Source organism: Pseudomonas sp. GD04019, from assembly GCF_029837695.1.
Lineage (GTDB): Bacteria > Pseudomonadota > Gammaproteobacteria > Pseudomonadales > Pseudomonadaceae > Aquipseudomonas.
Map to the genome: position 1 here is coordinate 1 of NZ_JAOEEA010000009.1, position 19,851 is coordinate 19,851.

Genomic DNA, 19,851 nt, shown 5'->3' on the forward strand with positions numbered 1-19,851 from the left:
GGCCATCTGCTCCAGTTCCTGGCTGATGCCGACGCTCTGCTGGGCCTGCCCGGCGCTGTGGTCGGAGAGCTGAGCGATGCGCGTGATCTGCCGGCTGATGTCCTCGGCCACATGGCTCTGCTGCTCAGAGGCGGTAGCCATCTGCTGGCTCATGCCGGTGATGCGCGTCACCGCCTGGCTGATGCCGTCCAGCGCCTCGCGTACCGCCTCGACGCTACGCACACTGTCGCGGGAGATTTCCTCGCCACGGTTGGCGGTGTTCACCGCCTTGTCCGCGCCGCTGCGCAGCGACGAGATGATCTGGTGGATCTGCTCGGTGGACTCGCGGGTACGCCCGGCCAGGGCGCGTACCTCGTCGGCCACCACGGCGAAGCCCCTGCCCTGCTCGCCGGCCCGCGCCGCCTCGATGGCGGCATTGAGCGCCAGCAGGTTGGTCTGCTCGGCGATGGAGGTGATCACGTCGGCCACGCTTCCGATCGACTGGGTCGAGTTGGCCAGCTCGTTCACCGCCTGGCCGATCTCCTGCACCGCACCGGCCATCTGCTGCATGGCCTGCAGGCTGCCGCCGGCCAGGTCGCGGCCCTGCTGGGCCAGGCGGTCGGCCTCCTCCGCCGCGTGCGAGGTGTTCTGCACGTTGTGCGCGACTTCCTGGATGGTCGAGGCCATCTGGTTGATCGCGGTGGCCGACTGGTCCGTCTCGTTGCGCTGCTGCTCCAAAAGCTCGGCCCCCGAGCGCGACAGCTCGGCGGACTGCGCCGCACGCTTGCGTACGCTCTCGCCGGCGTCTTCCAAGCGGGTCAGCGCCGTCTGCAGGCGCGCCTCCTCGCTGATCATCGCCATGTCCAGCAGCGCCTGGGCGCCGCGGGCGTCGCTGTAGGTCAGGGCCACCAGGGCGCTGGTGAAGGCCTTGGGATGCTCGGCCAGGGTGCGGCGGATCATCTGCCGCTTGCTGTAGAGCTGGAAGGAGCCGAGGCCGAACATCACTGCGAGGATGAAGCCGAGCAGCCAAGGGCCGCTGAGGAAGGCATGGCCGACGATGATGACCAGCGATGCGACGATCAGCGGCCAGCTGCGCACCAGGTCATAGGTCCAGGACTCGATCCGCGAGACCGGCGGCTTGCCGGCGCGCAGGCGGGCGTACAGCGCTTCGGCACGGCGCTTCTGCGCCTCGCTGGGCACCGAGCGCACCGACTCGTAGCCGGCCATCTTGCCGTTCTCGTAGATGGGCGTGACGTAGGCGCTGACCCAGTAGTGATCGCCGTTCTTGCAGCGATTCTTGACGATGCCCATCCACGGCTTGCCCAGCTTGATGGTTTCCCACATGTGGGCGAACACGCCGGGCGGCATGTCCGGATGGCGGACCAGATTGTGCGGCTGACCGATCAGCTCTTCGCGGCTGAAGCCGCTGATCTCGACGAAGGCGTCGTTGACGTAGGTGATCTTGCTGCTGAGGTCGGTGGTGGAAATCAGGCGATCGGCATCGGTAAAGGTGCGCTCACGCTGGGTCACGGGAAGGTTCTGACGCATATGCGGACCGTCCTTGGAGAAAGGTGAGGGAGACTTCCTGGCCTTACACCATTGGTTCTAGCACAGCCGTACCAAACCGGCATATGGCCAGCATCTGCCTCACATTTCCCTGACGAACGGTAGGGATTAGTCCCTAGGCGGCTTGCCGCCCGCTCACGCGATCAGGTCGGCCTTGCGCCGATAGGGGAACACGTCGATCACCTTTCCAGCACGAATCGCGTCCTGCAGCCCCTTCCAGTAGTCGGCCTCGTAGAGATCGCCGTGCAGCTGGCTGAACAGCCGGCGCTGGCCGATATCGACGAACAGGAAGCGCGGGAATTCCTCGGGGAACACATCGTTTGGCCCCACCGAATACCAGGGCTCGCTGGACATCTCGTCTTCCTCGTAGCGCGGCGGCGGGATGCGGCGGAAGTTCACCTCGGTCAGGTAGCTGATCTCGTCGTAGTCGTAGAACACCACGCGGCCGTGGCGGGTGACGCCGAAGTTCTTCAGCAGCATGTCGCCGGGGAAGATATTGGCAGCGGCCAGCTGCTTGATGGCCAGGCCGTAGTCTTCCAGCGCCTCGCGCACCTGGGCCTCGTTGGCGTGCTCCAGGTAGATGTTCAGCGGGGTCATGCGCCGCTCGGTCCAGCAGTGGCGGATCAGCACGGTATCGCCGTTCTCCACCTCCACGGTGGACGGTGCCACTTCCAGCAGCTCGGCCAGGCACTCCGGGTCGAACTTGGACAGCGGGAAGCGGAAGTCGGAGAACTCCTGGGTATCGGCCATGCGCCCGACCCGGTCGACGCTCTTCACCAGACGGTACTTCTCGATCACCGTACTGCGGTCGACGTTCTTCGACGGCGAGAAGCGGTCCTTGATGATCTTGAACACGGTGTTGAAGCCCGGCAGGGTGAACACGCTCATCACCATGCCGCGCACGCCGGGGGCCATGATGAACTTGTCATCGCTGCCGGCCAGGTGGTTGATCAGCGCCCGGTAGAACTCCGACTTGCCGTGCTTGTAGAAGCCGATCGAGGTGTACAGCTCGGCGATGTGCTTGCCCGGCAGGATGCGCTTGAGGAAGCCGATGAACTCCGCCGGGATCTCCACCCGCACCATGAAGTAGGAACGGGTGAAGGAGAAGATGATCGAGACCTCGGCCTCATCGGTGATCAGGGTGTCGATCTGGATGCCCTGGCCCTCGCGATGCAGCAGCGGGAACACCAACGGCCACTGCTCGTCCGGGGTGAAGATGCGCCCCACCAGGTAGGCGCCCTTGTTGCGGTACAGGGTCGAGGAAAACAGCTCGATGGTCAGGTCCTGGTCCTTGCACACCCAGTCCGGCAAGTTGTTGCGCAGCTGCTGCTCGAGCTTGGCCAGGTCGCGCTCCAGGTCTTCGAACGGGGCGTTGTAGCTGTAGTCGGTGAAGATCTGGCGCAGGGCCTGGTTGAGATCGCCGCGCGGCTGGTAGCTGCGGGTCTGCGGCGTGCGCTCGTGGGGGCGCAGCGAGGGCCGGGTGGTATGGATGAACATGCAGCCGTCGCTGATCTGGTCATGGCTGAACAGGCCGCAGAAGATCGAGTTGTACCAGGTCTCGGCCAGCTCATCGTCGTTGCGCAGATCGATCAGGCCGATGTAGGCGCTCTTGGCCAGCGGCCACAGGTCGATGTCCAGCAACTGCTCGTCGGCGAAGGTCGCACGCAGGCGCCCGGTGACTTCCGCCACCTTCTCCTCATACAGGTTGATACGTGCGGCCGAGGCGCTCTGTGCCTCCTGCCACTGGGCCTGTTCGAAGCGGGCGCGGGCGCCGTTGGTGATCTCGCGGAAGTGCGCGCGATAGTCGTCGAAACCGTCGAGGATCAATCGGGCGATATCGGCGGCCGGCCGTTGCTGCGACATGGGTAAGCCTCTGCTGCATGTGCGGAACCGCGAGCTTAGCCACAGCCGGCGCCGAGGAAAAGCGCAGCGTCCAAGAGTCCGGGCGGTCAGATTGCGAACGGGCAAAAAAAGAGGCGATGCCGGGGAGGACATCGCCTAAAGGCTCTCGGGTCGAGCAGAACGGTCAGATCAGTGCAGGCTGGCTGCCCGCGCGATCGGAAATACGGGCGTCATCGGGTGCAGCAGAAAGCGCTCCGAGCGGCTACGCCGAGGGAGGCGGAAGGACTGGGTAGGCAGTGGCTGGCGAAGCGCGGCAGCAGGAGTGCTTCGGCTTGGCGGGGCGCAGAGGGGCGCGGTGGGTTCGACATGGCATCCATTCCAGAGTCGTTACGCAGGCCGCATTTATGCACTGCCCCGCCCCGCTTGGCTCGCGCCATGTCGCCAGGCTGTGAAGCCGATCAAACAAATGTTCACTGACATAAAAAAGCCCGTCGGCAGGGACGGGCCAGGAGAGACCGCCCGCATGCGGGCGGTGAGAAAGCATTCAGACGATTTCGGCGCTGGCCGGCAACTGCGCCTTGCCACCGCTGGCCAGCTGGCGCTGCAGGGTGTCCTCGTCCAGCTGCTTGCACCACTTGGCGACGACTATGGTGGCCACGCCGTTGCCGACCAGGTTGGTCAGGGCACGGGCCTCGGACATGAAGCGGTCGATGCCGAGGATCAGCGCCAGGCCGGCCACCGGCAGGTGGCCCACGGCGGACAGGGTCGCCGCCAGCACGATGAAGCCCGAGCCGGTGACCCCCGCCGCGCCCTTGGAGGCGATCAGCAGCACCGCCAGCAGGGTCAGCTGGTGGGTGATGTCCATCGGCGTGTCGGTGGCCTGGGCGATGAACACCGCGGCCATGGTCAGGTAGATCGAGGTGCCGTCCAGGTTGAACGAGTAACCGGTGGGGATCACCAGGCCGACCACGTTCTTCTTCGCGCCGAGCTTCTCCATCTTGTCCAGCATGCGCGGCAGGGCCGATTCCGAGGACGAAGTGCCGAGCACGATCAGCAGCTCCTCACGGATGTACTTGATGAACTTGAGGATGCTGAAGCCATGGGCGCGGGCGATGCCGCCGAGCACCACCAGCACGAAGAACACGCAGGTGATGTAGAAGCAGATCATCAGTTGGCCCAGCTGCACCAGCGAGCCGACGCCGTACTGGCCGATGGTGAAGGCCATGGCGCCGAAGGCACCGATGGGCGCGACCTTCATGATCATGTTGATGATGCCGAACATCACCTGGGCGATGCGGTCGATGAACTCCAGCACCGGCTTGCCGTACTCGCCCATGCGCTGCAGGGCGAAGGCGAAGATCACCGAGAAGAACAGCACCTGCAGGATGTCGCCGGTGGCGAAGGCGCCGACGATGGTCGACGGGATCACGTTGAGCAGGAAGGCCACGGTGCTCTGCGCCTCACCGGCCTTGGCATAGGCGGCGATGCCGCTGGCATCCAGGGTGCTCGGGTCGACATGCATGCCCACGCCCGGCTGTACCACGTTGACCACCACCAGGCCGATGACCAGCGCCAGGGTGGAGACGATCTCGAAATACAGCAGCGCGTAGCCACCGGTCTTGCCCACCGCCTTCATGTCCTGCATGCCGGCGATGCCGCTGACCACGGTGCAGAAGATGATCGGCGCGATGGCCATCTTGATCAGCTTGACGAAGCCGTCGCCGAGCGGCTTCAGCGCCACGCCGGTCTCGGGGTAGAAGTGGCCGAGCAGGATGCCGATGGCGATGGCCACCAGGACCTGGACATACAGGCTCTTGTAGAAGGGTTTGCGGGTCATGGCAGTTCCTCGCTCGCCGCCGCCGGACCGCCTTCCCTGGGAGATCATGCGACTGCTCAAAGTGCTAACCCTCCTGCTCTGGAGGGATTTGTTGTTGGGAGCCCCGCCTGGGGCTGCAGCACTTATCGCAAGCGGTATGCCAGACCTATAAATACCTTAAAAATCTTTTAAAAACAGATACATATAAAATTTACAAGGAAAACGAAATGCCCCTATCTGGCGGCACCTCGCCACAGCGATGGCGGAATTCCGCCAAGCCGAACACTAGCGACAGAGGATGATTTGCTCCGGGTCGATGCACAGCTCGAGGGTCTGCCCCTCCTGCGGGCTCAGGCCATCGACCGCGCCATTGGCCACCAGCGCGGTCAACTGCACGGCGTCGTCCAGACCGACCAGCAGCTCGCTGTGCCGCTCGCCTCGGCGCACGGTCAGCAGTCGACCACGCAGCCGGTTGCCCTCTTCCCCCGCGCTATCGGCCAGCCGCACCCAGGGTGCCTTAACCAGCGCCACCAGCTCGCTGCCCTCGCACAACGCCAGGGCCTCGGTACTGCCCTGGGTGATACTCACCTGCAGGCGCTGGCCATCGGCCAGGCCGACTTCGACGCGGTCGCAGAGGTCGCCTGGGTGAATGGCCAGCACTCGCACCGGCAACTGGTTGCGTGCGCTGGTGCGTAGCGCAGGCGGCGTATCGGGCGCCTCGCCCAGGCTGTCGAGAAAGCCGCGGTGCTCACGCTGATGGCGGCGGAAGGTCTCGATCAACGCCTTGCCGGCAGCCGTCAGACGTGTGCCGCCACCACCCTTGCCACCGACCGAGCGCTCCACCAGCGGCTCACCGGCTGTCTTGTTCATCGCGTCGACGGCATCCCAGGCGGACTTGTAGCTCATGCCCATGGCCTTGGCGGCCTGGCTGATCGAACCGCTGTCGGCGATGCGCGCGAGCAGCTCGATGCGCCCCTGCCCGGCCAGGTTCTTGCCGTTGTGGGTGATCCAGAATCGTCCTTCCAGCTTCATCGCGCCTGCTTCATACATCGGTCATTGCCGCCGATGGTAGCGATTCAGTAGACGTCGCGCAGGTAGCGCTTGGCCTCGGCCAGGCCGCGGATATAGTCGGCGGCCTTGTCGTCGGAGAGGCCGCCATGGTCGCGGGCCACGTCGCGCAGGGCCTGGTCGACATCCTTGGCCATGCGACTGGCATCACCGCAGACATACACCTGCGCGCCCTCCTGCAGCCAGCGCCAGAGCTCGGCGCCCTGCTCGCGGATGCGATCCTGCACGTAGATCTTCTGCGCCTGGTCGCGGGAGAAGGCCAGGCTCAGGTGGGTCAGCAGGCCGTCGCGCTGCATGGCCTGCAGCTCGTCGCGGTAGTAGAAGTCGGTCGCGGCGTGCTGCTCGCCGAAGAACAGCCAGTTCTTGCCGGCATCGCCACGCGCGCGACGTTCGTGGAGGAAGCCGCGGAACGGCGCCACGCCGGTGCCGGGACCGATCATGACCATGGGCACGTCGCCTTGCTCCGGCACGCGGAAGTGCTTGCTGGTCTGTACGAACAGCGGCACCTCGCCTTCCCCCAGCCGGTCGGCGAGGAAGGTCGAGGCAACGCCCTTGCGCTTGCCGTAGCGCACCGCCGAGACGGTCAGGTGCACCTCGCCGGCATGCGCCTTGGGGCTGGAGGAGATGGAGTACAGGCGCGGCTGCAGGCGCTTGAGGCCGGCCAGCAACTCTCCGGCCGAGTGCTCGGCGGGGAACGCCTGCAGCACATCGGCCAGTTGGCGTCCCCACAGCCAGTCCTTCAGTTGCTCCTTGTTGCCGAGCAGGCCGCGCAGCTCGGCGCTGCCGCTGCGTTCGGCAATCAAGGCCAGGGCCTCGCTGCTCGGCCGGGCGACTTCATAGTGGCTGGTCAGCGCCTCGCGCAGCGGCAGGTCGCCGACCTTGGCCACGCTGACCAGTTGCTCGCCATCCAGACGCGCCAGTTCGAGCACCTCGCCGACCAGCTCCGGGCAGTTGCGCGGCCATACGCCGAGGGCGTCGCCGGCCTCGTAGCTGAGGCCAGAGTCGCCCAGGGCGAAGGCGAACTGGCGGGTGTCCTTGCTTGCGCCGGCGCTGTTCAGGCGCAGGTTGACCACCTGGCGCGCGGTAGCCGGCTGCTCCTTGCTGACCGGCGCCCGCATGGCGGCAGCCTCAACCAACGGAGCCTCGACCGACGCCGCAGCGGCGCCCTGCCGCGGCTGGAGCAGCGGCAACAGGCCGGCCAGCCAGGCGGCGGCCGGTTCGTCGAAATCGGTGTCGCAGTCGACCCGCTCGACCAGGCGGCTGGCACCCAGCTCGGCCAGGCGCGCATCGAGGTTCTTGCCGTGCTGGCAGAACTGGTCGTAGTTGGGATCGCCCAGGGCCAGCACCGCGTAACGCAGCTTATCCAGGCGCGCCTGGCTGCTGCGCAGGTCGTTCCAGAAGCCCTGTCCGCTGTCCGGCGCATCGCCGTCGCCGAAGGTGCTGCTGAGCAGCAGCAGATTGCCGGCAGCGCTGAGTTTCTCCAGCGGGTAGCTGGCCATCTCGGCCAACTCCACGGCGCAACCGGCCTCTGCGAGGCGCCCGGCGAAACGTTCGGCCAACGCCTCGCAATTGCCGGTCTGCGAGGCCCACAGCAGGGTCACCGGGGTCTTGGCGACCGGCTCCGGCAGCGCCACCACAGCGGCACCGCCCTGGGGCAGGGGCGCACGATTGAACATGCCGGCCAGCAGGCCATCCAGCCACAGGCGGGTGCCCTCGGCCAGCGGTGCCTGGGGCGGCAGGCTGGGCACGCCACCGCCGGGGTTGGCGCGCAGGCCGCCGATAAAGCCGGCCATATAGGTGCGCTCGCCCTCGCTCAGCGGCGGTGGCGCGCCCTCGGGTACGCCGAGCAGGCGGGCGAATGCGTCGATATGCGACATATCGAATTCCTCGGACAAATGTTCGGAAAGGGTTTCACAAGGGGGGGCAGCGCTCGCCACGGCGGGCGTCTGCAGGAACTGGTGGTCGATCAGCTCGACGCGGCGCAGGCTGACGGCGCAGAACTTGAATTCCGGCTGCTGCGAAATGGGGTCGACGGCGTCGCTGGTCACCGCATTGATCGCCAGGTTGTCGCCGTACAGGTCGTTCCAGTGGAACGGCGCGAAGCAGCCGCCGGGCAGCACGCGGTCGGTGACCACCACCGGCAGCACCGCATGACCGCGACGCGAACGGATCTCCAGATGGTCCTTGTCACGCACGCCGAGGGCCTCGGCGTCTTCCGGATGCACCTCGACGAAAGGCCCGGGGTTAAGCTTGTTCAGGGTGGCGACCTTGCCGGTCTTGGTCAGCGTGTGCCACTGGTGCTGCAGGCGCCCGGTGTTGAGCACGAAGGGGAAGTCGCCATCCGGCATCTCCGCTGGGTCCAGATGCGGACGGGCGAAGAACTGGCCCTTGCCGCTGGGTGTGGCGAAGGCGATGCGCGGGGTGCTGCCGTCTTCCAGGCGCTTGAGCTTCTGGCTGATGCCGTCGTTGAGATAGCGGATGGGCGCACGGTCCTCGCCCTCCGGCGCCGCGCAGGGCCACTGCAGCGGCGTCTGGCGCAGGCGCACATGGCTGGCGCCGCGGATGTCGTAGCCGGTCTTGGGGTTATGGAAGCGCTTGATCTCGTCGAACACCTCGGCCGCCGAGGCGTAGCTGAAGGCCTCGGCAAAACCCATGGCGCAGGCCACCTCGGCGATGATCCGCCAGTCGGCCATGGCCTCGCCGGGCGGCGGCACGGCCTGCTGCATCAGGCTCAGGTTGCGCTCGGAGTTGATCATCACCCGCTCCGCCTCGGCCCACAGGGCGCCGGGCAGGAGGATGTCGGCGTAGCGGTTGGTCTCGGTGTCGAGAAACGCGTCCTGGGCGATCACCAGTTCGGCGGCCTTGAGTCCCTCGATCACCTTGCCGCGATTGGCCATGCTCGCCACCGGGTTGGTGCAGATGATCCAGCAGGCCTTGACCTTGCCCGCCGCCATGTCCTCGAACAGCGCCACCGTGCCACCGCCCAGACGGGTATGCAGGGTGCCGGCCGGCACGCCCCAGACCTGTTCGACGAAGGCACGGTCGTCCTCCACCAGCACCGAGCGCTGGCCCGGCAGGCCAGGGCCCATATAGCCCATCTCGCGGCCACCCATGGCATTGGGCTGGCCGGTGAGGGAGAACGGCCCGCTGCCGGGGCGGCAGATCTTGCCGGTGGCCAGGTGCAGGTTGCAGATGGCGTTGGTGTTCCAGGTGCCGTGGGTGCTCTGGTTGAGGCCCATGGTCCAGCAGCTCATCCACTCCCCTGCCTCGCCGATCCACTGCGCGGCCTGGCGAATGGCTGCTTCATCCAGACCGGTGTGGGCGGCAACGTACTCGGGCGTGTACTCGGCAAGGAAGTCGGGCATCACCTCCCAGCCCTCGGTGAACTGCTCGATAAAGGCCGGATCGGTGTGGCCATTGATATGCAGCAGATGCAGCAGGCCGTTGAGCAGCAGCAGATCGCTGCCCGGCTTGATCTGCAGGAACAGGTCGGCCTTGTCCGCCGTGGCGTTGCGCCGGGGGTCGACGACTATCAGTTTGGCCCCGGTCTTGACCCGATCCATCATGCGCAGGAACAGGATCGGGTGGCAGTCGGCCATGTTGGCGCCGATCACGAAGAACAGATCGGCCTGGTCGAAATCCTGGTACGAACCGGGCGGGCCATCGGCGCCCAGCGACAACTTGTAGCCGCTGCCGGCGCTGGCCATGCACAGGCGCGAGTTGGACTCGATCTGGTTGCTGCCCAGGTAACCCTTGACCAGCTTGTTGGCCAGGTACTGGGCCTCCAGCGACATCTGCCCGGACACATAGAGCGCGATGGCGTCTGGCCCGTGCTCATCGAGAATGCTGCGCAGGCGCCGGGCGGCACTGGCAATGGCCTCGGCCATGGGCGCGCGCACCGGCTCGCGGCTGCGCTCCTCGCGCAGGTAGGCGTGCTCCATGCGCCCGGACTCGGCCAGCGGCTGATGGCAGGAGCTGCCCTTGGTGCACAGGCGGCCAAAGTTGCTCGGGTGCTGTTTGTCGCCCGCCACTTTGACCACCTTGCCGCCGGCAACCTGCATGACGATGCCGCAGCCAACGCCGCAGTAGGGGCATACGCTCCGTATCGTCTTGTCCGCCATCGCCGTACCCGCCCGCAAAAGCAAAGGCGCCATGCCGCCCTCCGCTATCGCAGGGGCAACACGGCGCCTTTGTCGTGAATGAGGCGATCGGCATTGATCGCGCTCGAACAAGCGCTAGCAACGCCCGCGCCAACTTCCTCAGCGACGGCGCAAGAGCTTGTTTATTCAGGCAATACGCGATGCTTCGCGGCAGATCGAGCGCTGGCGCTCGCCTCGCTATATGCACCAGAATATAGCGATGCAGCCCCGCCCTGGGGCCCTCACGCAAGGAACGACCGATGCTCTATATCGTCATGCTGGGAGGCAGGCACCCGCGGGCCAAGATCGAAGTCCACGATGTGCTCTTTGCCGTCGCCGACAGCCTCGAATCTGCCTATCCGCAGCTGCGCAGTGGCTGGTTTGGCAGTCAGGACGGGCTGCACATCGACTCCTGGCTGGAAGTGGACGGCATCGGCGACTGCAAGGTCGAGTTGAGCGATCTCGCACCAGCCGCCAATGACCCGCGCCTGTACTTCATCAACCTCGGTGGCTACGAGGAAGGCGTGTTCGGCGAGGCGCACCGCTATCTGCTGGTGACCGCCCGCGACCAGAAAGAAGCCAAGGCCAAGGGCAAGCAGCGCCTGCTGGCCGCCTGGCTGAAGCCGCACACCGACGCCCTGCTGGATGTGGATGATTGTCTGCCGGTGGACTGCGTGCAGGGCCGCTATGTGCATCTGGTGCCCGGCCCGCACCGCGGCGTGGTGCAGCGCAGCGACTACCTGCTGCTCAACCCATGACCCATGCAGATCGCCGTGCCGCGGAAGCCAACGTTCCGCTGCTCTCCTACGGCTGCCTGCACGGCCGGCCGGATGCCCTGGTCGGCTATAGAGCCTAGCGCGCATCACCGATCCACAGGTACGGGCCAGCAGTGGCAAGACCCAGCACCCGATAGCCTGCCCCAGCGGCGGACCATTACGATGTGGTCGACTATCGGCGCCTCAGCACCGTCCGCACCTTCAGCACGGCCTGGGTGTACATCAACGCCTGAAGGCATGCCCGGCATCAGCGCAGGGCAATTCTCCCCGAGCTGCACCGTTTTGGGTCTCACGCCCCCTTCTCCGGCACCGCCAACCCCGCTTAGCGATCGCGCAGGCCCCATGAAAAGGGCCTTGCGTAAAACTGGCACGGCCACTGCATTACCCGGTTCGAGCCCACGATATTGGGCAGCCCATTCGATCAATGGCGATCGATCAGCCGATGCAGGCGATGGGCGATCAGGCGCCTCTCGCAGGCGCCGTCAGAACAGGCAAAGGCGCCTGAGACCGAGAGGTTTCAGGCGCCTTTTTATTTGCCGGGGAAAAACCTGATGAGCTTTGGCCGGGAAACGCTATGAACAGCACAGACGCTACCACTGACAAGCAACGACTGATCGTCGTCGGCAACGGCATGGTCGGCCACAACTGCGTCGAGCAACTGCTCGCGGGCGGCGCCCTGGCGCACTACCGCATCGAGGTGTTCGGCGAAGAGGCGCAGCGCGCCTACGACCGCGTGCACCTGTCCGAATACTTCGGCGGCCGCGACGCCGAGTCCCTGGCCATGAGCGCGGCCTCCCTCTATGAAGCCGAAGGCCTGACCCTGCACCTGAGCAGCCAAGTGCTGGAGATCGACCGCGCCAAGCGCGAAGTGGTCACGGCCAAGGGCCGCTTCGGCTACGACAAGCTGGTACTGGCCACCGGCTCCTACCCCTTCGTGCCGCCGATCGAAGGCGCCGAAGGTGATTCGCGCCTGGTTTACCGCACCCTCGACGACCTCGACGGCATCCGCGCCGCCGCCCACGGCAAGCGCCGTGGCGTGGTGGTCGGCGGCGGCCTGCTGGGCCTGGAAGCAGCCAACGCCCTGAAGTCCCTGGGCCTGGAAGCCCACGTGGTGGAATTCGCCCCGCGCCTGATGCCGGTGCAGCTGGACGACTTCGGTGGCGCCGCGCTCAAGCAGCGCATTGAGGACCTGGGCGTGGGTGTGCACCTGTCCAAGGCCACCCAGAGCATCAGCGCCGGTAGCGAATACCGCTACCGCATGAACTTCGCCGGTGACGACTTCCTGGAAACCGACCTGATCGTGTTCTCCGCCGGCATCCGCCCCCAGGACGCCCTGGCTCGCGCCTGCGGCCTGGAGCTGGGTCCGCGCGGCGGCATCAACATCAACGACCAGTGCCTGACCAGCGACGAGCACATCTTCGCCATCGGTGAGTGCGCGGCGTGGAACGGCAGCATCTTCGGCCTGGTCGCCCCCGGCTATCAGATGGCCCGCCTGGTGGCGGCCCAGCTGTGCGGCCAGGAAGGCTCGCCCTTCCTCGGCGCGGACATGTCGACCAAGCTCAAGCTGCTCGGCGTGGACGTCGGCTCCATCGGCGACGCCCACGGCGCCATGCCCGGCGCCAAGAGCTACCGCTACATCGACGAGGCCACCTCCAGCTACCGGCGCCTGGTGGTATCGGCCGACGGCAAGCAGGTGCTCGGCGCCGTGCTGGTCGGCGACAACAGCTACTACGACACCCTGCTGCAGTACGCGCAGAACGGCATCAAGCTGCCGGAAGACCCGGCCAGCCTGATCATGCCGGCCGGCGAAGGCGCACCCGCGCTGGGCGCCGATGCCCTGCCCGATACCGCCACCATCTGTTCCTGCCACAACGTCAGCAAGGGCGCGATCTGCTCGGCCATCGACGGCGGCTGCAGCGACATCGCCGGGGTCAAGGCCTGCACCAAGGCGGCCACCGGCTGCGGCGGCTGCGCGGCGCTGCTCAAGCAGGTGGTCGAGCACGAACTCACCGCCCGCGGCGTGGAAGTCGACAAGAGCCTGTGCGAGCACTTCGCCTACACCCGCCAGGAGCTCTACCACTTCGTGCGCGTCGAGGGTCACGAGACCTTCGAAGCGCTGCTGGCCAAGCACGGCAAGGGCCACGTCGGCTGCGACATCTGCAAGCCAGCCGTGGGCTCGATTCTCGCTTCCTGCTGGAACAAGCCGATCATGAACCCGGCGCTGGTGCCGCTGCAGGACACCAACGACACCTTCATGGCCAACATGCAGAAGAACGGCACCTACTCGGTGGTGCCGCGCATCCCCGGTGGCGAGATCACCCCGGACGGCCTGATCGCCATCGGCGCGGTGGCGAAGAAATACGACCTCTACACCAAGATCACCGGCGGCCAGCGCATCGACCTGTTCGGCGCCCAGCTGCACGAGCTGCCGGAAATCTGGGGCGAGCTGATCGCCGCCGGCTTCGAAACCGGCCACGCCTACGGCAAGTCGCTGCGTACCGTGAAGAGCTGCGTCGGCAGCACTTGGTGCCGCTACGGCGTGCAGGACAGCGTCGGCATGGCGCTGCTGCTGGAGGACCGCTACAAGGGCCTGCGCTCGCCGCACAAGATCAAGTTCGCCGTCTCCGGCTGCACCCGCGAATGCGCCGAGGCGCAAAGCAAGGACATCGGCGTGATCGCCACCGAGAACGGCTGGAACCTCTACGTCTGCGGCAACGGCGGCATGCGTCCGCGCCACGCCGAGCTGTTCGCCACCGACCTGGATGACGCCACCCTGGTGCGCTACATCGACCGCGTGCTGATGTTCTACATCCGCACCGCCGACAAGCTGCAGCGCACCTCGGTATGGCGCGAATCGCTGGAAGGCGGCCTGGACTACCTCAAGGACGTGGTCATCCACGACAGCCTGGGCCTGAACGCCGAGCTGGAGGCGCAGATGCAGCTGGTGGTCGACCGCTACGAATGCGAATGGGCCAACGCGCTGAAGGACGAAGAGAAGCTCAAGCGCTTCCGCACCTTCGTCAACGAAGGCGGCGGCGATCCGGACATCCACTTCGTCCGCGAACGCGGCCAGCGTCGCCCGGCGCGCGACAACGAACTCGAACTGATTCCCGTGACCATGGAGGCCGTCTGATGAGCACAGCAACCCAACTCGAAAACGCCTGGCAGCCGCTGTGCAGCGCCGCCGACCTGGTGGCCAACTCCGGCGTGGTCGCCCTGGCCGGCGGTGAACAGGTCGCCCTGTTCTACCTGCCGGATTCCGAGCAGAAAGTCTTCGCCATCGGCAACCGCGACCCCAAATCCGGGGCCAACGTGATCGGCCGCGGCATCATCGGCCACCTCGGCGGCGACCTGGTGATCGCCTCGCCGCTGTACAAGCAGCACTACCGCCTGAGCGACGGCGGCTGCCTGGAATACCCCGAGCAGCAGCTGCCGGTATGGCCGGTGCGCCTGCACGGCGAGCGCGTGGAAATCCTCCGCTGACCCCTGGCGCCACCCAGCGTGGCGCCCCTCCCCTTTCCCGACAGAGAGCACAGCCATGTCCTATCTGGTCCCTGCCGAGTTCGCCAGCAAGATGGTCGATGCCGGCGAATCGAAGATCTACATGTCCACCCGCGACACCCTGATCCGCGCCTTCATGGCCGGCGCCATCCTCGCCCTGGCCGCCGTGTTCGCCGTCAGCATCAGCGTGCAGACCGGCTCGCCGCTGCTCGGCGCCGTGCTGTTCCCGGTCGGCTTCGTGATGCTCTACCTGATGGGCTTCGACCTGCTCACCGGGGTGTTCGTGCTCACCCCGCTGGCCCTGCTGGACAAGCGCCCCGGCGTCACCGTCGGCGGCGTGCTGAAGAACTGGGGCCTGGTGTTCACCGGCAACTTCGCCGGCGCGCTGACCGTGGCCTTCATGATGGCCTTCGTCTTCACCTACGGCTTCTCCACCGAGCCCGGGGTGATCGGCGAGAAGATCTCGCACATCGGCGAGGCCCGCACCCTGGGCTACGCCGAGTACGGCGTGGCCGGCTGGCTGACCATCTTCCTGCGCGGCATGCTGTGCAACTGGATGGTGTCCATGGGCGTGGTCGGCGCGATGATCTCCACCACCGTCAGCGGCAAGACCATCGCCATGTGGATGCCGATCATGCTGTTCTTCTACATGGGCTTCGAGCACTCGGTGGTGAACATGTTCCTGTTCCCCTCGGCGATGATCATGGGCGGCGACTTCTCGGTGATGGACTACATGCTGTGGAACGAGATTCCCACCGCCCTGGGCAACCTGGTCGGCGGCCTGGCCTTCACCGGCCTGACGCTCTACGCCACCCATGTGAAGACCGCGCCGAAGCGCTCCTTCGTCTGAGCCCCGCGGCCCCGCCAGCTGGCGGGGCCCACGTGCGCATCGCATGAGCAATCAGCTGCGGATTTCCGTCGGCCAGCACTCCGACAAGGGGCGCAAGGAGGTCAACCAGGACTTCCACGGCCTGTGCATTCCCGACGAACCCCAGCTCTCCACCAAGGGCATCGCCATCGCCCTGGCCGACGGCATCGGCAGCAGCTCGGTCAGCCATGTGGCCAGCGAGGCGGCGGTCAGCAGCTTCCTCGAAGACTACTACTGCACCTCCGACGCCTGGTCGGTGAAGAAGTCCGCCTGGCGCGTGCTGATGGCCGCCAACTCCTGGCTGCACGCACAGACCCGGCAGAGCCAGTACCGCTACGACATGGATCGCGGCTACGTCTGCACCCTCAGCGCCCTGGTACTCAAGGCCACCACCGCGCACCTGTTCCACGCTGGCGACACGCGCATCCAGCGCCTGCGCGACGGCGCCTTGGAGCGCCTGACCGAGGATCATCGCCTGTGGGTCTCGCGTGACACCAGCTACCTCAGTCGTGCCCTCGGCGTGGGCCCGCACTTGGAGCTGGACTACCGCCAGCTGGCCCTGGAGCCGGGCGACATCTTCCTGCTGACCAGCGACGGCGTGCACGAATACCTCGAACCAGCCGCCATGGCCGCGCTGATCCGTGCCTACGGCGACGATCTGGACGGCGCCGCCCGCACCCTGGTGCAACAGGCCTACTCGCGCGGCAGCGACGACAATCTCACCGTGCAGCTGGTGCGCATCGACCAGCTGCCGCGCCAGGATGCCGGCGAGCTGCAGCAACGGGTCGGCGACCTGGCCCTGCCGCCGTTGCTGCAAGCGCGCATGGAGTTCGACGGCTACCGCATCGTGCGCAAGATCCACGCCAGCAGCCGCAGCCATGTGTACCTGGCGCTGGACGGCAAGACGCCGGTGGCGCTCAAGGCCCCGGCCACCGAACTGCAGCACGACCGCGCGCATCTGGAGCGCCTGCTGACCGAGGAATGGATCGCTCGCCGCATCGACAGCGCCCACGTGCTCAAGGCCCCGGCGCAAACGCGGCGGCGCAGCTACCTGTACAGCGTCACCGAGTACATCGAGGGGCAGACCCTGCGCCAGTGGATGGTCGACAACCCCAGGCCGGGCGTGGAGAAGGTGCGCGCCCTGGTCGAACAGATCGCCCGTGGCCTGCAGGCCTTCCACCGCCTGGAGATGCTGCATCAGGACCTGCGCCCGGATAACCTGCTGATCGACGCCACCGGCACCGTCCGGCTGATCGACTTCGGTTCGGCGCGGGTCGCCGGCCTCAGCGAGCAGGCACCGCAGCGTGTGCAGAACCCGCTGCCGGGCACCCTGCAGTACATGGCACCGGAATACTTCATCGGCGAGGCCGGCTCGCCGCGTTCGGACCTGTTCTCCCTGGCCGTGATCACCTACCAGTTGCTCAGCGGCCGCCTGCCCTACGGCGCGGAAGTCGCCAAGTGCCGCAACCGCGCCGAGCAGCTGCGCCTGGTCTACCACTCGGTGCAGGACGCCGAGCGCAGCATCCCGCCCTGGATCGACGAGGTGCTGCGCAAGGCCCTGCATCCCGACCCGAACCGGCGCCAGGCCGAGCTCTCCGAGTTCGTCCACGACCTGCGCCAACCCAGCGCCGAATACCTCGACCGCGCCCGCCCGCCTTTGCTGGAACGCAACCCGCTGCTGTTCTGGCGTGGCACCACGCTGATTCTGGCTGCCCTGCTCGCCTGGCAGCTGCTGGGGCATTGATCGGACTGCAGGCCGACACACCCTCACCCCCGGCCCCTCTCCCGGTGGAGAGGGGTGACTGGCCTCAACGGCCCCGCGCTTCTATCCCCTCTCCCCTTGGGAGAGGGTTAGGGTGAGGGACTCCGTGTCCCGCACGACGCTCGCCCCCCACACCATTACCTCTCAACGCACTTTACCCCTCCTCCCCAGGAGAGGGCCAGGGCAAGGGGCCTTCAATAGCCGCGGCCAAGAACCTTGTTCCACCCCGCCATGGCGCCTTACCATCCGGGCACCTTCACGCCGAGCCACGCCATGCGCGAACGCACCATCGCCAGCCACTTCGTCCGCGCCGCCTTGCGTGGCGCCGACCGTCAGGGCTACGACTACGCCGCCTTGCTACGCGAAGTCGGCATCCAGCCGGCGCTGCTCGAAGAACCGCGCGCACGCCTGGCTCCCGAGCAGTTCACCCGCCTGCTGCAAGGCCTGTGGGCGCTGCTCGACGACGAGTACATGGGCTTCGGCGCCATCCCCAGCCGCCGCGGCACCTTCGCCATGATGTGCCACGCCATCATCCACTGCCACAGCCTGGAAAAGGCCCTGGTGCGCGGCATGCTGTTCTACGGCCTGTTCCCCGACGCGCCCCGGGTGCAACTGCAGCGCGAAGGCGAATGGGTGCGCCTGACCCTGGACAGCTCGGCCCTGTGGGACCCGGACCACTTCCTCACCGAGAGCCTGCTGGTGATCTGGCACCGCCTCGGCAGCTGGCTGATCGGCCAACGTATCCGCCTCGAAGAAGCCAGCTTCGTTCACCCCGAGCCGCCGCACAGCGCCGAGTACGACCTGCTGTTCCCCTGCCCGCGCCGCTTCGATGCCGACTGCACCAGCCTGCTGTTCCACAGCCGCTACCTGGTCATGCCGCTGCTGCAGGACGAACGCACGCTCAAGCAGTTCCTCGAACACTCGCCGGCCGACCTGCTGGCCCGCCCGGATGGCGGCGACAGCCTGACCAGCCGCATCCGCCGCCTGCTCGGCCGCGACTGCGCCCACTGGCCGGACTTGGAGAATGTCGCAGCCCAGTTGCACATCAGCCCGCAGACCCTGCGCCGCCACCTGCGCGAGGAAGGCAGCAGCTTCCAGGAACTCAAGGACCACCTGCGCCGCGACCTGGCCATCTACCACCTGGGCCGCGACGAGCTGTCGATCCAGGACCTGGCCGAACAGCTCGGCTTCTCCGAACCCTCGGCCTTCCACCGCGCGTTCAAGAAGTGGACCGGGCTGACACCGGGAGCCTATCGGGCGCAGGAAGGTTGATTCGCCACAGAACCGATCTCGCCATCCCCAACTGCTCCAGAGCAACCCGTCCTTCACCAGATCAACCGATGACCAGAGCCCTGCAGATCGACCGCAACACCGGCCACGTGCACGTGGCCGGCAGCCTTATCACGCCCGCAATCACGCCCGAGCAACTGGGCGCCGGCTTCCAGATCGGCGACTCGCGCCCGGTGCTGGTCGGCGACCGCGAGGTGCCCTGCCGCTTCGCCCGCACAAGCCTGCAGGAAGGCCATCTGGGCATCGACCTGAGCCTGCGCTTCGAGTCGGAACAACTGGTCAGCCTGTTCATCGCACTGACCGACCCGAGCATCCCGAGCAATTCCGACGACGACTTCTACGCCTCCATCCCCCTGCGGGAAAAGCTGCACCAGCGCTGGCTGAGCGAGCAGTTGGGCGAGCTGAACGGTACGCTCGCCCACTTCCCCTGGGGCACCGCCGGCATCGCCCGCGACAAGAGCGAGAACGTCTTCATCTACCTGCATAATCGCAACAACAGTTGGGTGTTCAGCGACTGAACCCCTGATACAACACCGCATGGATGCGCGATGAAAATAAAGAAACCCCGCAAACGCCACCTGCTTCTGGCCCTGCTGTTGGCCTGGCTGATCGCCCCCGAACGGCTCCGCGTGCCGGTACAAGGCGCTACCACTCGCGACTGGAACCAGCAGAGCTTCTGGTTCGAACCCTGGGGCCGCTCCGGTGTGCACAAGGGCATCGATATCTTCGCCCGCAAGGGCAGCCCAGTAGTGGCGCCCACCTACGGCCTAGTGCTGTTCCGCGGCGAAATCGACATGGGCGGCAAGGTAGTACTGATGCTCGGCCCCAAATGGCGCCTGCACTACTTCGCCCACCTCGACGACTACAGCGCCCTGCCCGGCCTACCAGTACTGCCCGGCAACCCAATCGGCGGCGTCGGCGACACCGGCAACGCCCGCGGCAAACCACCCCACTTGCACTACACCATCCTCAGCCTGCTGCCCTACCCGTGGCGCTGGGACGACAGCAATCAGGGCTGGAAGAAGATGTTCTACCTCGATCCAAACGAGGCCTTGGGCGGTGCGCGTGAAGCACCGTAGACAGTTGGAAAACAAGTCAGTAGCGTCGGCTGCAAGTCAGCACTGCTGGCATCTGATCTTGCCACTCTCGTGTCACTTTCCACCCCGCTGCTGTCGCGTTTGGCAAGGTAGTAGCGTTGAGAAACAATGACTTGCAAGGTGACAAGGAACGTTATCCGACATTTG

Annotated in this window: 13 protein-coding genes; 8 read left to right on the forward strand and 5 right to left on the reverse strand. The window is 66.4% G+C overall.

Annotated features, from left to right (window positions below):
- The 5 genes from N7607_RS14790 to N7607_RS14810 form a co-directional block, all read right to left on the reverse strand.
- On the reverse strand, positions 1-1,527 hold a 1,527-nt coding region (locus tag N7607_RS14790), incomplete at its 3' end, for a PAS domain-containing methyl-accepting chemotaxis protein (protein WP_279924027.1).
- Between the two features lie 153 nt (positions 1,528-1,680).
- Positions 1,681-3,408 (reverse strand): bifunctional isocitrate dehydrogenase kinase/phosphatase, encoded by a 1,728-nt coding sequence (gene aceK, locus N7607_RS14795; protein ID WP_279868062.1) that lies wholly within the window; start codon positions 3,406-3,408, stop codon positions 1,681-1,683.
- Positions 3,409-3,931: 523 nt separating this feature from the next.
- Positions 3,932-5,224, reverse strand: coding sequence for a dicarboxylate/amino acid:cation symporter (locus N7607_RS14800; RefSeq protein WP_279868060.1), 1,293 nt, complete (start codon positions 5,222-5,224; stop codon positions 3,932-3,934).
- A gap of 264 nt (positions 5,225-5,488) precedes the next feature.
- On the reverse strand, positions 5,489-6,235 hold the full coding sequence (locus tag N7607_RS14805) for a TOBE domain-containing protein (RefSeq protein WP_279868059.1): 747 nt from the start codon (positions 6,233-6,235) through the stop codon (positions 5,489-5,491).
- Positions 6,236-6,279: 44 nt separating this feature from the next.
- Entirely contained in the window at positions 6,280-10,392 is a 4,113-nt protein-coding gene (locus N7607_RS14810; protein ID WP_279868070.1) for a bifunctional nitrate reductase/sulfite reductase flavoprotein subunit alpha, read from the reverse strand.
- Positions 10,393-10,670: 278 nt separating this feature from the next.
- Here N7607_RS14810 and N7607_RS14815 point away from each other — a divergent pair, with 278 nt between their 5' ends.
- The 8 genes from N7607_RS14815 to N7607_RS14850 all read left to right on the forward strand — a co-directional run bounded on the left by N7607_RS14815 (position 10,671) and on the right by N7607_RS14850 (position 19,686).
- The gene (locus tag N7607_RS14815; protein WP_279868057.1) at positions 10,671-11,168 is read left to right on the forward strand and encodes a DUF1543 domain-containing protein; all 498 of its coding nucleotides are present in this window, start codon (positions 10,671-10,673) and stop codon (positions 11,166-11,168) included.
- A 592-nt stretch (positions 11,169-11,760) separates the two neighbouring features.
- Positions 11,761-14,319 (forward strand): nitrite reductase large subunit NirB, encoded by a 2,559-nt coding sequence (gene nirB / locus N7607_RS14820; protein ID WP_279868056.1) that lies wholly within the window; start codon positions 11,761-11,763, stop codon positions 14,317-14,319.
- A complete protein-coding gene (nirD, locus tag N7607_RS14825) occupies positions 14,319-14,669 on the forward strand; it encodes a nitrite reductase small subunit NirD (RefSeq protein ID WP_279868055.1) in 351 nt (116 codons plus the stop codon). The genes nirB and nirD overlap by 1 nt, the downstream gene beginning before the upstream one ends.
- 55 nt (positions 14,670-14,724) lie before the next feature.
- The gene (locus N7607_RS14830; protein WP_279868054.1) at positions 14,725-15,537 is read left to right on the forward strand and encodes a formate/nitrite transporter family protein; all 813 of its coding nucleotides are present in this window, start codon (positions 14,725-14,727) and stop codon (positions 15,535-15,537) included.
- 43 nt (positions 15,538-15,580) lie between these two features.
- Positions 15,581-17,299 (forward strand): bifunctional protein-serine/threonine kinase/phosphatase, encoded by a 1,719-nt coding sequence (locus N7607_RS14835; protein ID WP_279868053.1) that lies wholly within the window; start codon positions 15,581-15,583, stop codon positions 17,297-17,299.
- A 291-nt stretch (positions 17,300-17,590) separates the two neighbouring features.
- The gene (locus tag N7607_RS14840; RefSeq protein ID WP_279868052.1) at positions 17,591-18,589 is read left to right on the forward strand and encodes an AraC family transcriptional regulator; all 999 of its coding nucleotides are present in this window, start codon (positions 17,591-17,593) and stop codon (positions 18,587-18,589) included.
- Between the two features lie 68 nt (positions 18,590-18,657).
- Positions 18,658-19,125: a hypothetical protein gene (locus N7607_RS14845; RefSeq protein WP_279868050.1), complete on the forward strand. Its 468-nt coding sequence runs from the start codon at positions 18,658-18,660 to the stop codon at positions 19,123-19,125.
- Between the two features lie 36 nt (positions 19,126-19,161).
- On the forward strand, positions 19,162-19,686 hold the full coding sequence (locus tag N7607_RS14850; protein WP_279868069.1) for a M23 family metallopeptidase: 525 nt from the start codon (positions 19,162-19,164) through the stop codon (positions 19,684-19,686).
- Positions 19,687-19,851: the final 165 nt, after the last annotated feature.